15 protein-coding genes are annotated in these 12411 nt (G+C 62.8%); 11 read left to right on the plus strand and 4 right to left on the minus strand.

The genetic code is table 11. The features are described 5' to 3' along the window. Positions 1-54: 54 nt before the first annotated feature. The 4 genes from RUW20_RS00545 to RUW20_RS00560 are packed head-to-tail and all read right to left on the minus strand — an operon-like array spanning position 55 to position 4600. Positions 55-435: a YajD family HNH nuclease gene (locus RUW20_RS00545; RefSeq protein WP_313950236.1), complete on the minus strand. Its 381-nt coding sequence runs from the start codon at positions 433-435 to the stop codon at positions 55-57. Positions 436-492: 57 nt separating this feature from the next. Then, the gene (locus RUW20_RS00550; RefSeq protein ID WP_313950237.1) at positions 493-1659 is read right to left on the minus strand and encodes an alkaline phosphatase family protein; all 1167 of its coding nucleotides are present in this window, start codon (positions 1657-1659) and stop codon (positions 493-495) included. 53 nt (positions 1660-1712) lie between these two features. After that, entirely contained in the window at positions 1713-3533 is a 1821-nt protein-coding gene (locus RUW20_RS00555) for an alpha/beta fold hydrolase (protein WP_313950238.1), read from the minus strand. 2 nt (positions 3534-3535) lie between these two features. Then, the gene (locus tag RUW20_RS00560) at positions 3536-4600 is read right to left on the minus strand and encodes an MBL fold metallo-hydrolase (RefSeq protein ID WP_313950239.1); all 1065 of its coding nucleotides are present in this window, start codon (positions 4598-4600) and stop codon (positions 3536-3538) included. 124 nt (positions 4601-4724) lie between these two features. Here RUW20_RS00560 and RUW20_RS00565 point away from each other — a divergent pair, with 124 nt between their 5' ends. The 11 genes from RUW20_RS00565 to RUW20_RS00615 form a co-directional block, all read left to right on the plus strand. Next, a complete protein-coding gene (locus tag RUW20_RS00565; RefSeq protein WP_313950240.1) occupies positions 4725-5168 on the plus strand; it encodes a MerR family DNA-binding transcriptional regulator in 444 nt (147 codons plus the stop codon). Positions 5169-5223: 55 nt separating this feature from the next. After that, positions 5224-5673: a PaaI family thioesterase gene (locus tag RUW20_RS00570; RefSeq protein ID WP_409559275.1), complete on the plus strand. Its 450-nt coding sequence runs from the start codon at positions 5224-5226 to the stop codon at positions 5671-5673. Between the two features lie 23 nt (positions 5674-5696). Continuing rightward, positions 5697-6860 (plus strand): isovaleryl-CoA dehydrogenase, encoded by a 1164-nt coding sequence (locus RUW20_RS00575; protein WP_313950242.1) that lies wholly within the window; start codon positions 5697-5699, stop codon positions 6858-6860. A 111-nt stretch (positions 6861-6971) separates the two neighbouring features. Then, positions 6972-8114 carry a carbonate dehydratase gene (gene can, locus RUW20_RS00580; RefSeq protein ID WP_313950243.1) on the plus strand — a complete coding sequence of 381 codons (1143 nt, stop codon included), beginning with the start codon at positions 6972-6974 and terminating at the stop codon, positions 8112-8114. Between the two features lie 12 nt (positions 8115-8126). After that, the gene (locus RUW20_RS00585; RefSeq protein WP_313950244.1) at positions 8127-9071 is read left to right on the plus strand and encodes a DMT family transporter; all 945 of its coding nucleotides are present in this window, start codon (positions 8127-8129) and stop codon (positions 9069-9071) included. Next, positions 9068-10204, plus strand: a complete 1137-nt coding sequence (locus tag RUW20_RS00590) for an acyl-CoA dehydrogenase (protein ID WP_313950245.1) — start codon at positions 9068-9070, stop codon at positions 10202-10204. Before RUW20_RS00585 ends, RUW20_RS00590 begins: the two co-directional genes overlap by 4 nt. 1 nt (position 10205) lies before the next feature. Continuing rightward, positions 10206-10661: a PaaI family thioesterase gene (locus RUW20_RS00595; RefSeq protein WP_409559274.1), complete on the plus strand. Its 456-nt coding sequence runs from the start codon at positions 10206-10208 to the stop codon at positions 10659-10661. A 44-nt stretch (positions 10662-10705) separates the two neighbouring features. After that, positions 10706-11266 carry a peroxiredoxin gene (locus RUW20_RS00600; RefSeq protein WP_313950247.1) on the plus strand — a complete coding sequence of 187 codons (561 nt, stop codon included), beginning with the start codon at positions 10706-10708 and terminating at the stop codon, positions 11264-11266. A gap of 276 nt (positions 11267-11542) precedes the next feature. Beyond that, a complete protein-coding gene (locus RUW20_RS00605; RefSeq protein ID WP_313950248.1) occupies positions 11543-11809 on the plus strand; it encodes a DUF4160 domain-containing protein in 267 nt (88 codons plus the stop codon). 9 nt (positions 11810-11818) lie between these two features. Further along, complete coding sequence (locus RUW20_RS00610; RefSeq protein ID WP_313950249.1) at positions 11819-12115, plus strand: DUF2442 domain-containing protein; 297 nt, start codon at positions 11819-11821, stop codon at positions 12113-12115. A gap of 39 nt (positions 12116-12154) precedes the next feature. After that, the coding region (locus RUW20_RS00615; RefSeq protein ID WP_313950250.1) for a DsbA family protein at positions 12155-12411 on the plus strand (257 nt) is incomplete at its 3' end.

Here is a 12411-nt window from a genome sequence, read left to right on the forward strand (position 1 = left end):
AATATTCGTCGGCGCTGCATCCCGGTACGGCGCGGTAGTGCCGGTGCGCCTTGGTCAGTGCTCGTCGCGCTTCAAGAGGCTCTTCAGGTTGGCGAAGGGCTGTGCCGTCGCCGCCTGGGTGGTCGGCCCGGATGATCTGATACCGGCCTGGCGTGCAGCGTCGGCGTCGAGTTGCCGAGAGTGTTCGTTATCGTGGCAGTAGAGACAGAGCAACTCCCAGTTGCTGCCGTCGCCCGGGTTATTGTCGTGGTTGTGGTCCCGGTGATGGACCGTCAGCTCGCGCAGGTTGTGATGGGTGAACTCGCGGCTGCAGCGACCACATATCCACGGGTAAATCTTCAGCGCCTTTTCGCGATAGCCGGCCTCGCGAGTCTGGCGGTTGCGGATCGCCTCGGCGATCATTCGATCGGTGTGGGCGCTCTTGTCGTTGGCCATTGTGGACTCCGTGAGAGAAAAAATGTTGTGCAGGGCGGCGGGTGGCTGGCGGGCGTGTTACACCCGCAGCGCGATCAACGGTACGCGCATTTCGTTGCTGCTGGTGCCGCCATGGACACCGAGCATGGTGTAGCGCTTTTCGCCGGGCAGCCAGTCCTTGATCGTCCAGTTGTCCTTGAGCACCAGCGTGTAGTCGCCAACTCTCGATGACAGGCGGGGATGGTAGGGCGGCGGGCCGAACCAGCCGTCGGCGATTAGTTGTTGGCTCGGGTAGAGGTGGCAAGCGCGGCCGAAATGGCTGCGCACGTAGGCTTCGAAAGCCGGCCGATTCCCCGGCGCGACATAGCAGTAGGCGACCCGCCGTTCGCCACATAGGGGCCGCAGAAGCAGTGCCGCGAGTTGCGGATGATCTTCAAGATCGATCACCCGCCGCCCGGGGGAGTCAATGAAACCGTGATCGGCGGTGACCAGCAGCCAGGTATTGCTGCCGCGCAGCTGGCGCAGGAGCTCGCCGAAATGCCTGTCGAACTCGGCCAGGGCGCGCTGGGCCTGCCGGCTGTCGGTCCCGAACTGGTGCGAACAGGCGTCGACATCGGGATAGTAGGCATAGATATAGCGTGGGCTGGTGTTTTCCTGCACCAGGTCGACGACGCCGGTGAACATGCCGGCCAGCGAGCCATAGGCCATGCCCTGTGCGCCGCGCGAGTGCCAGGCGTTGAAAGGGCTGCCGGCGATACTTTGCGGCGCGACCACCCAGGATTCGCGGTCAAGCGTCTGAAACAGCGAGCGATGGTCAAACAAGCGCGGCGGCAGCTGCCCAGGCAGTGCTCTTGCTGGCCCGGCCCGCGGCGTCAGCGGCAGGATGGCCAGGGTCTGGTCGATCTCGTCCAGGTGCATGTGCCAGCCCGTCAGGCCGTGCTGTGCCGGGGCGAGGCCGGTCATGAAGGTGGTGATCGCGCTGGCCGTCGTCGACGGGAAGACAGAGGTCATGCTGCCGATCTGGTGGGTTTGCAGGTGGAGGTGGGCAGGGTGCCTGGCCAGTGTGCGATGGCCGAGTCCATCGATCACCATCAGTACCACATGGCGCGCCCGGGCCAGCTGCATCGACGACAGCGCTGCCAGCTGCGGGTAGTGAGCATCGGTGCCGCCACAGGCGGTGGCGATGCTCTGCATCAGATTGACAATGCCGCCGCCGTTGTAGTCGGGGAGAAGGGTCGAACTCATGATGTAGCCATTCTACGCCAGGCGAGCGAGGCCCCACTCTCCCGCCAACCAGACTAGGGAGAGTCGCGTTGGCCGAGGCCGCCGGTCGCGTAGCTGCCGGGGGCATCCTCAATGGGCTTGAGCGCCCCTTCGCCGGGCTGGCGCGCGGCCACCAGGGTGTTGCCGTCGGGATGCGCGAGCAGCCATTGCTGCCAGTCGGTCCACCATGACCCCGGGTGCCTGCTGGCGCCACCGAGGAATTCGTCGGCCTGCTCGGGGAACGCCTCGTTGGTCCAGTAACCGTAACGCTTCGCTGCCGGTGGATTGATCACGCCGGCGACGTGCCCGGATTCACCGAGAACGAACCTGACCGGGCCCGATGGCAGGTGAGCGCCGATGTAGCTGCTCTTCCACGGTGAAATGGCGTCTTCGATGGTGGCCAGGAAATAGCAGGGCACTTTGACGCTGGAAATGTCGATGTCGACGCCGGCCACCGAGATGCCTCCCGCCTTCGCCAAGCCGTTGGCGTGGTAGCAGGTCTCCAGGAAAAAATCGTGCAACGCCGATGGCAGGCGCGTGGCGTCGGCGTGCCAGGCTAGCAGCTCGACCGGGAAGGAATTCTTGCCGAGCAGGTAGTTATCGACCACGTAAGACCAGATCAGGTCGTTGGTGTGGGCCATCTTGAGCATGGCGGCCATTTTCGGGTGTGCCGGAGCGCCGTCTTGCGCGGCCTTCGTCCCGGCACCGGCGGTACGCTCGGCGCTGGCAGGTGCGCCGGGTTCTCCTGCTTCCGAAAAGTCGATCAAGGTGCCGAGAAAGGTCGCGGAAGCCGCCCGCGGGTCTCGCCGGGCAGCCATGTAGGCGAGGGTGGTCATCAGCAGCGTGCCACCGAGGCAGTGGCCGACGAGATCGATCCGCTGCTCGCCAGTCGCCAGCTCGATCGCCGCGATCGCGGCCAGCACCCCGTCAACGACATAGTCGTCGAAGCTCTTGCCGGACAGTCGCTGATCGGCGCTGGCCCAGCTAATGACGAAGGTCGTCAAACCCTGTTCGGTGGCCCACTTGACGTACGAATTGCTCGCGCGCAAGTCGAGGACGCAGTACTGGTTGATCCAGGGTGGAACGATCAGCAAGGGCTTCTGGCACTGGTGGGTGCCTGCCGGTTGGGTGTGGATAAGCTGCAGCAGGTCGTTCTGGAAGATCACCTTGCCTGGCGTGGTGGCCAGGTCATGGCCGAGGCGGTAGGTGCTGTCGTCGCTAGTCAGCTGATGCAGCGGTCGGTCGCCTGCTTCGAGGTCCTTGAGCAGATGCTTGAGTCCCTTGACCAGGTTTTTCCCCTTGCTGTTCACCGTTTCGCGAAGCACTTCGGGGTTGGTCAATGCGAAGTTGGTCGGCGACATTGCGTCGACGTATTGCCGGGTGAGCGCATTCAGCTTGTGCTGGCTTGCTTCGTCGAGTCCTTCCGTTCTGGCCACCGCCGTGTGCAGGTGGCGCGCGGTGATCAGGTAGGATTGTTTGATGAAGTCGAAGAGAAAGTTGTCCTCCCAGGCCTTGTCGTCGAAGCGCGGGTCGCCGCGGTCCGGGGTGGCGACCGGCTGAGCAGGCAGGCCCATGGTGCGCAGGGTGGACTGCTGGCACAAGCGGATATGGTCGCGCAGCATGGCCATTTGCGTCTGCGCTATCCGGTAGGGGCTGGCCAGCAGGCGCGCCGAGATATCCATGAAGGCCTTGGCGACTTCGAGATCTTCGCTGGGAAACCAGATGCCCCGTCTGGCCGTTCGCTTCATGTGGCGGCGCAGCAGTCGCGACGCTCGTTGGGCTACTTCGAGGTAGCTGGTGGCGACTTCGGCAGCTGTGGGTAGAGGCACGTTTGCCCCATCTGCTGGCGGCGGCATGGTCAATGCCCTTCGGTCTCACGCCTCCTGGAGGCGCCCGGATGTCTGACAAAACGGATCAGGCCCTGCTCGTTTTCGAGGCGCTGCAGCCGCCCCGCGTGTTCGAGCCGGTTGAGATGGGCAATGGCCTCGCCCATGGCGAACATCGTCTGATGGGTGTCCAGATCCCTGGGGAACAGGGTAGTCAACAATTCGGCCGCGCTGCGCGGGTCGGCGCATGCTTCCTCGAGAACCAGCAAGCGTTCTTGGTGATGGGCGTGCAGGGCATTGACCCGGTTCTCGATGCCGTGGAACGGCAATCCGTGTGAGGGGAGCACCAGCGTCTCGGGCGGTAGCTCGCGGTAACGGTCGATCGAACGCAGAAAATCGGCCAGCGAGTCGGCCATCGGCGTCACGGCAAAGACGCTGACGTTGGTCGAAATCTTGGGCAGCAGCATATCGCCGGAAATCAGCACGCCGAGATCGGGGCTGTACAAGGCAGCGTGTTCGGGGGAGTGACCGAAACCGACACGGACATGCCAGCGCTGTGCGCCGATGGTCAGTTCGTCGCCGGCGAGCAGACGGCGGTAGTCGGTCGGCAGGGTCGGTACGCCACGGTTGTAGCCGCCAGTGCGGCGCTCGAGTGCCGCACAGCGCTCGCCATCGAGTCCGTGCGCGCGAAACTGGCGGAGCATCGGCTGATTGCCGTGGCCGCCGACCTCGTGCCACACGGCATGGGCGGTCAGGTACTCGCCCAGGGTCATGTGCACCGGGGCGCCGGTCTGTTCCTGCAGCCACGCGGCAAGGCCTAGATGATCGGGGTGGAAGTGGGTGACGATGATCCGCGAAACGCGCCCGCCACGCACGGTCGTCGCCAGCCGGGAGAGAATCTTCTGCCAGCACTCCTTGACCGTATCTAGCGCGAAACCGGTATCGACGATGGTCCAGCCGTCGTCATCCTCGAGCAGCCAGAGATTGATGTGATTCAGCGCAAAGGGCAGAGGCATGCGCAGCCAGTGGATGCCGGGAGCTACCTCGAAGGTTTCGCCGGCGGCCGGCGGGGTGGCGAAAGGGTAGTCGGGCAGCATTCGTCGATGGATTGTAAAAACGTTTGAAATCTATAAACTCAGCGGCTCGGAGGCTGGCTTCTGGAGGCCTCTGCAGCGAAGCATTCTACACGGATACACCTCATCCGACGCCGGACAGCCCCCCGTGGAACAGCAAACTACAACCTTCAGCATTTCGGATCTGGCGCGTGAGTTCCACATCACGCCGCGAACGATCCGTTTCTACGAGGACCAGGGCTTGCTTGCGCCGCGGCGCGAAGGGCGAACCCGCGTCTTCACGCGTCGCGACCGCACTCGTCTGAAGCTCGCCTTGCGTGGCAAGCGGCTCGGCTTCAGCCTGGCCGAGATCGCCTACCTGATCGGCATGTACGACACGGCGCGGGACAAGAACACGCAGCTGACCGAGTTCCTCAATGGTCTCGAACAGCGCAAGGCAGCGCTGTTGCAGCAACGCGAGGACATCGAGGTGGTGCTGCAGGAAGTCTGCAACTTCGAAGAGCAATGCCGGCAGTTGTTGCTGGCGAGGGCGGCGAGCAAGTCAGCGACCGAGGCGGCACGCGAAGCGGCGAAAGCCAACAAGGTCGCGTGATCACGTTTGGCGAAAGTAGTTGACGTTTACGTCAACGTCACTTTAAATGGCGGCCATGCACAAGATCCAGGATCGCGATTTCGCCGAGCGTGTCCGCACCAGCTTCGATCGCCAGCAGGCGATGCGGCTGATCGGCGCCAGCATGCCGGTGATCGAGCCCGGCTACACCGAGATCCATCTGCCGCACAAGGCGGAGATCACGCAGCAGCATGGCTACATTCATGGCGGTGTGGTTGGCATGATCGCCGATTCGGCGGCGGGTTACGCGGCCAGCACCCTGACCACGAACGAGACCGGCGTAGTGACGGTCGAATACAAACTCAACCTGCTGGCGCCGGCCGAAGGCGATCTGCTGATTGCCGAGGGGTCGGTGGTTCGCTACGGACGGACGCTGATCGTCACCCGCGCCGAAGTGTTTGCTGTTGTGCACGGTCGCAAGACCATGTGCGCCTTGATGCAGCAGACGATCATGACCCTGCATGGCAAGAAGGAACACCCGCGTTAGAACCCACCCAAGGAGTGCGAGACATGGAGTATCCGAGCCTCAATTTTGCCCACGGCGAGACCATCGACATGCTGCGCGCGAGCATTCGCAGCTTCGCCGCCGACGAAATAGCACCGCGTGCCGAAGCCATCGATCGCGACAACCTGTTTCCCGCCGATCTGTGGCGAAAGCTCGGCGACATGGGCTTGCTCGGCATGACCGCCGACGAGGAATACGGGGGGACCGGGCTCGGCTATCTGGCGCACATTGTGGCCATGGAAGAAATTTCGCGCGCGTCCGCCAGCGTCGCCCTCTCCTACGGGGCGCACTCCAACCTCTGCGTCAATCAGATCGGTCGCAATGGCAACGCCGCCCAGAAAGCGAAATACCTGCCGAAGCTGATTTCCGGCGAGCACGTCGGCGCGCTGGCGATGTCCGAGGCCAACGCCGGTTCGGACGTGGTCAGCATGAAGCTGCGCGCCGACGCCAGGGGCGACCACTTCGTGCTCAACGGTGGCAAGATGTGGATCACCAACGGCGGCGACGCCGATACGCTGGTCGTTTACGCGAAGACCGACATCAACGCCGGTCCGAAAGGGATCACCGCGCTGATCGTCGAGAAGGGGATGAAGGGCTTTTCCTGCGGCTCCAAGCTCGACAAGCTGGGTATGCGCGGTTCGAACACCTATCCGATGTTCTTCGACGACTGTGAAGTGCCGGTGGAAAACGTTCTCGGTCAGCTCAATGGGGGCGTTCGCGTGCTGATGAGCGGTCTCGACTACGAGCGTGCGGTACTCGCCGGCGGGCCACTGGGCATCATGGCCGCAGCGATGGACCTGGTGCTGCCCTACCTGCATGACCGCCAGCAATTCGGTCAGCCGATCGGCGAATTCCAGTTGATGCAGGCCAAGATCGCCGACATGTACACCACTTTCAACGTCTGCCGATCCTACGTTTATGCCGTCGGGCAGGCCTGCGATCGTGGCGAAACGACGCGCAAGGATGCTGCCGGCGCAATCCTCTACGCTGCCGAAAAGGCAACCTGGATGGCCGGCGAAGCGATTCAGGCGCTCGGTGGCAATGGTTACATCAATGAGTATCCGGCTGGCAGGCTGTGGCGCGATGCAAAGCTCTACGAGATCGGCGCGGGCACCTCGGAGATACGCCGCATGCTGATCGGACGCGAGTTGTTTGCCGACACGCTGTAGAGCGCCATACACTGCGCATCTGGTCGGCACGGTGTCGCCGACTCGCCTGCCGCCGTTGATGCACCTTCCCTCTCAATCCACGCCACGCCGTTTCAACTTTTTGAAAAGATCATGACCACCACACTGCGCACTCTCACCGCTGACGATACTGCTGCCGTCGAAAACGTTCGTCAGTTCTTTCGCAATTATGCCGCGTGGCTGGGGGTCGATCTGTCGTTCCAGGGTTTCGAGGAGGAAATGGCTTCACTGCCGGGCGCCTATACGGCACCCGCTGGCCGCCTCTTCTACGCCGAGCGCGACGGGCAGCCGGCCGGTTGCGTGGGAATCCGCCCCTTGTCAGCGGGTCTGTGCGAAATGAAGCGGCTCTACGTCGAGCCGAGCCAGCGCGGCGTTGGTGTCGGCCTCGAGCTGGCTCTGGCGGCGATCAAGGCAGCCAAGGAAATCGGCTACAAGCGCTTGCTTCTCGACACCCTGCCGGCGATGCGCGTGGCCGTGCGCCTGTATCGTGAGTTGGGGTTTCACGAAGCGCCGGCGTACTACCAAACGCCGGTCGAAGGAACGATGTTTCTCGCCCTTGACCTGCAGAACTGGACCGAGGAGGAGGTCGCCAACGAAAACCTCTTTCACCTCTTCGACTTCAACCGTGCCTGGTCGAATCGCATGCAGGAAAGTGATGCCGAGTATTTTCAGCGGCTATCGCGGCTGCAGACACCGGAGTACCTGTGGATCGGCTGTTCCGATTCGCGGGTGCCGGCGAATGAGATCGTCGGTCTTTTGCCGGGCGAGATCTTCGTTCATCGCAACGTTGCCAATGTCGTCGTGCACACCGATCTCAACTGCCTCTCGGTCATCCAGTTCGCCGTCGATGCGCTCAAGGTGCGACACGTGATGGTGGTCGGACACTATGGCTGCGGCGGCGTCAAGGCGGCACTCAATCGCGACCGCGTCGGCCTGGTTGACATCTGGCTACGGCATGTCAGGGACGTACACGACAAACACCTGGCGCGGGTCGATGCACTACCACCCGAGCAGCAGCACGATCGTCTTTGCGAACTCAACGTCCTCGAACAAGTCGCCAACGTTTGCCAGACCTTTGTCGTTCAGGATGCCTGGCAGCGCGGTCAAGCGCTAACGGTGCATGGCTGGATCTACGGCCTCAAGGACGGCCTGATGCGTGACCTCGGATTTACCGTGCATCGCCAGGAAGACCTGCTGCCCACTTACCTGACAGCGCTCGAAGCGCTCCGGGGCTGAATGGCTGCTTCCTTGCCAAGCGCCCTCGAGCGAGTGGCCGCGTCGCCGGCGACCTATTTCAAGCTGATCGCCACGGCGCTGCTCTGGGGAGCGACCTGGATCGCCGGTCGCATCGCCGTTACCGAGGCGTCGCCGTTGGCGATTGCCAGCTGGCGATTTCTCCTTGCCGCGCTGGTTCTCGGGACGCTACTGGTTTTTCGCGAAGGCTTGCCGCGCTGGTCGCGCCAGGAATGGCTGACGCTTTTCGCGCTGGGTGCCAGCGGCATCTTTCTCTACAACGTCTGTTTTCTCTACGGCATGACCATGATCCAGGCCGGCCGGGGTGCCTTGGTGGTCGCGCTGACACCGGCACTGATCGCCACTGCCGATTGGCTGTTGTTCGGCGCGCCCATGTCACCGACAAAGGCCGCGGGCATTAGCCTCGCGGCATTCGGATGTTTGCTGGTGGTTACCAATGGCCACCCCCTGTTGCTCCTGGCCGGCGAAGTCGGTCTCGGCGAGTGGTTGATCATCGCCTGTGCCGCCCTGTGGGCGATCTATACTTTCGTCGGTCGGCGCGGCACCCGTTCGCTGTCACCGCTGGCGATGACTTTCGGCGCCAGTGTCACCGGCTGGCTGATGTTGACCTTCGCCGCGCTATTGCAGGGTTCGCTATTCTCGCTGGCGGGAACCACGTGGCGGGGCTGGAGCGCGATTGTCTTCCTCGGTTTATTCGGCACCGCGCTGGCCTTCACCTGGTACGCCGAAGCCGTGCAACGTATCGGCGCCACACGTTCGGCCGCGTTCATCAATCTGGTGCCGGTCAGTGCCGTCATCCTCGGCGCTCTCATCCTCGGCGAGCGGCTTGGGGTAGCGGTGCTCAGCGGTGGTGCGCTGGTGATCAGCGGCGTCTACATCACCAATCGCGCCGGCGCAAAACTTGCCGGCGCGGCAACCCTCAAGGAGAAGACTGCATGATCTTGACCCCGGAACAGGAAATGATCCGCGACTCGTTGCGCGAGTTCGCACAGGAGCGTCTGGCGCCTTTCGCCGGCGAATGGGACCGCAATCACACCTTCCCGGCCGATGCGCTACGCGAACTCGGCGAGCTCGGCGCGCTCGGGATGGTCGTCCCTGAAGAATGGGATGGTGCCGGCATGGACTACATGTCGCTGGTGCTGGTGATCGAAGAAATCGCCGCTGGCGACGGCGCTACCTCGACCATCGTCAGTGTCCAGAACTCGCTGGCCTGCGGCATCACCATGAAATACGGCACCGACGAGCAAAAGGAAACCTGGCTGAAGCCGCTGGCGCGCGGCGAGAAGCTCGGCTGCTTCTGCCTCACCGAACCCCACACCGGTTCCGACGCGGCAGCGATCACCACCCGCGCCGACCGCGATGGGGACCATTTCGTTCTCAACGGCGTCAAGCAGTTCATCACCACCGGCAAGTACGGGCAGGTGGCAATCGTCTTTGCGGTCACCGACAAGGCGGCCGGCAAGAAGGGCATCTCTTGTTTCCTGGTGCCGACCGATACGCCCGGCTACATCGTCGCCCGCATTGAAGAGAAGATGGGCCAGCACGCTTCAGACACCGCGCAGATCCTCTTCGAGAACTGCCGCGTTCCGGCCGCCAACCTGCTCGGCAAGGAAGGCGACGGCTACCGCATCGCCCTGTCGAACCTCGAGGCCGGTCGCATCGGCATCGCCGCACAGTCGGTCGGCATGGCGCGTGCCGCTTTCGACTGCGCCGTTCAATACGCCAAGGATCGCGAGACTTTCGGCAAGCCGATCATCGAGCACCAGGCGGTCAGCTTCCGCCTCGCCGACATGGCCACCCAGATCGACGCCGCGCGGCTGATGGTCTGGCGCGCCGCAACCTTCAAGGACGCCGGAAAGCCCTGCCTCAAGGAAGCGTCGATGGCCAAGATGTTCGCCTCCGAAATGGCCGAAAAAGTCTGTTCCGACGCCATCCAGATTCTCGGTGGCTACGGTTACGTCAGCGACTTCCCGGTCGAGCGCATCTACCGTGACGTGCGCGTCTGTCAGATTTACGAGGGCGCCAACGACATCCAGCGGCTGGTCATCGGCCGCGCCGTCGCCGACGCCTGAGATGAGCCAGTACCCGCTGCGGCCCGAGGCCAGCACCGATTCGCTCAATGCGCGTTCGCCTGGCCATCTACCGGGCTGGCTGGGCATGCAGGTCCTGAGCATCACCGCCGGTAGCTTGCGCGCCAGCCTGCTGATCCGGCCCGAGATGCTGGCACCGAACGGTTTTCTGCACGCGGCGACGGTCGTCGCATTGGCCGACACGGCTGCTGGCTACGCGACTTTCGCACACCTGCCACCAGGCGCCGACGGCTTCACGACCATCGAGCTGAAAACCAACTTTTTCGGCACGCTGACCGAAGGCTGGTTGTTTTGCGAAGCGAGCGCCGCGCACTGCGGTCGCACGACGCAGGTCTGGGATGCCGAGGTGAGCAGCGATGATGGCCGCCGGCTGGCGCTGTTCCGCTGTACACAGATGGTGTTGTGGCCCAAGCTCGCGCCGCTACCGGCCGCGGTTTGATGTCGATGAAGCACGTACGAGACCTTCGCTGAAAGGGGACCTGCATGGCCAAAGAGTTCTTTCCGCTGCCAACCGACTTACCCGTGCCACTCGACGATGGCGCGGCGGCACACCTGACCGGCCTGGCTTTGCCGGAGATCGTCCTCCCGAGTACCGATGGTTCGTCGGTGAACCTGGGGGGCTTGCCGGGGCGCTGGGTAATCTACGTCTATCCCAGGACCGGCTTGCCGGGCGTCGACTTGCCGGAAGGCTGGGACGCCATGCCGGGCGCGCGTGGCTGCACACCACAGTCCTGCGGTTTTCGCGACCACTTCGCCGAACTGGCCGCGCTGGGCGCCGGCGTCTTCGGACTCAGCTCGCAAACCACCGACTATCAGCGCGAACTGCGTGACCGGCTGCACCTGCCGTTCGAGCTGCTCAGCGACGTCACCTTGCAGCTGGAAGCGGCGGTCGGTCTGCCTACCTTTGACGTGGCGGGGATGCACTTGTTCAAGCGGCTGACACTGATCGTTGACGATGGGCGAGTCGCCAAGGTGTTCTATCCGGTGTTTCCTCCGGATCGCAACGCCGAAGAGGTCTTGCTCTGGCTGCGACAGAATGCCTGAGCTTAGACGTTCGTCCGGTCACGTTCCATAGGGGCACGAGGATTGCGGACGGAGCGACTCAGTGGCAAGCGCCTTGGAACGCCCTTGGGTACTTTTACAGTCACCTCGTTCTCAGCCTACCAGCTGTGCCGATGTCCTTCACATGGGGCGACGATGCGAGACAGGCTACGATTATTCCCAAGAGCACAACGACCACTCGACGGGAACCATCCAGACTATCTGGCGGCAGAGCACGATTACCTTTCCTGAAGCTGCCATCTATGAAGGACCTCGATCATGCCGATTATTTCCATGTTTTACGGGATCATCATCCGACTGTACCTCCTCGACAACAAGCATCACAATCTGCCGCATATCCATGCGAAGTACGCCGAGTTCGAGGCGTCGATTGGCATCGTTGACGGCGAAATACTTTCCGGAGAGCTGCCACGAAAACAGCTACGTCTCGTTCAGGCGTGGATAGAACTGCGCCGCGATGAACTGATGGCCGATTGGGAATTGGCAGTCAGCGGCGAGAATCCCTACAAAATCGCTCCCCTGTGAGGCCACACCATGTATTGGGATGCCATGATCGTCAAGCCACTTGCACGTTACCGTATCTACGTCGAAATCCAGGACGGGCGTAAGGGTGTCTTCGACATGAAGCCGTATCTCGATCACGGCGTCTTCCGCGAGCTAAAGGAGCTGCACTATTTCAACCAGGTGGGGATTGTGCTGGGTGCAGTAACCTGGCCGAACGAGCAGGACATCGCCCCGGAAACCTTGCTTGCTGAAATGCAGCCGTTGGCATCGACGAGTTCACCCGGCGAAGCGCTTGATCGGGAATCACCTCCAGAGTCACGCCCTTGAACTGCAGGATAGGCAGCTACTCATCGAAAGAATTGAACCATGGCGGACCCCTTCGATTTCTACTTCGACTTCTCGTCACCCTATGGCTACCTAGCCTCCGAGAAAATCGACGAGCTGGCCGCGCACCACGGGCGCAAGGTTCGCTGGCGACCAATTTTGCTGGGCGTGGTGTTCAAGCACACTGGCGCCGCACCCTTGACCCTGGTGCCTCTGAAGGGTGAGTACTCGGTGCACGACTTCTCGCGGTCGGCGCGTTTCCTCGACCTGCCTTACCGGCATCCGGCGAACTTCCCGCT

Source organism: Accumulibacter sp. (assembly GCF_032229525.1).
GTDB lineage: Bacteria > Pseudomonadota > Gammaproteobacteria > Burkholderiales > Rhodocyclaceae > Accumulibacter.

What these genes read in the sequence shown, in the direction of transcription:
- RUW20_RS00545 (WP_313950236.1), bottom strand. Translation starts at nt 435, where the DNA reads ATGGCCAACGACAAGAGCGCCCACACCGATCGAATGATCGCCGAGGCG.
- RUW20_RS00550 (WP_313950237.1), bottom strand. Translation starts at nt 1,659, where the DNA reads ATGAGTTCGACCCTTCTCCCCGACTACAACGGCGGCGGCATTGTCAAT.
- RUW20_RS00555 (WP_313950238.1), bottom strand. Translation starts at nt 3,533, where the DNA reads ATGCCGCCGCCAGCAGATGGGGCAAACGTGCCTCTACCCACAGCTGCC.
- RUW20_RS00560 (WP_313950239.1), bottom strand. Translation starts at nt 4,600, where the DNA reads ATGCTGCCCGACTACCCTTTCGCCACCCCGCCGGCCGCCGGCGAAACC.
- RUW20_RS00570 (WP_409559275.1), top strand. Translation starts at nt 5,224, where the DNA reads ATGCACAAGATCCAGGATCGCGATTTCGCCGAGCGTGTCCGCACCAGC.
- RUW20_RS00575 (WP_313950242.1), top strand. Translation starts at nt 5,697, where the DNA reads ATGGAGTATCCGAGCCTCAATTTTGCCCACGGCGAGACCATCGACATG.
- can (WP_313950243.1), top strand. Translation starts at nt 6,972, where the DNA reads ATGACCACCACACTGCGCACTCTCACCGCTGACGATACTGCTGCCGTC.
- RUW20_RS00590 (WP_313950245.1), top strand. Translation starts at nt 9,068, where the DNA reads ATGATCTTGACCCCGGAACAGGAAATGATCCGCGACTCGTTGCGCGAG.
- RUW20_RS00595 (WP_409559274.1), top strand. Translation starts at nt 10,206, where the DNA reads ATGAGCCAGTACCCGCTGCGGCCCGAGGCCAGCACCGATTCGCTCAAT.
- RUW20_RS00600 (WP_313950247.1), top strand. Translation starts at nt 10,706, where the DNA reads ATGGCCAAAGAGTTCTTTCCGCTGCCAACCGACTTACCCGTGCCACTC.
- RUW20_RS00605 (WP_313950248.1), top strand. Translation starts at nt 11,543, where the DNA reads ATGCCGATTATTTCCATGTTTTACGGGATCATCATCCGACTGTACCTC.
- RUW20_RS00610 (WP_313950249.1), top strand. Translation starts at nt 11,819, where the DNA reads ATGTATTGGGATGCCATGATCGTCAAGCCACTTGCACGTTACCGTATC.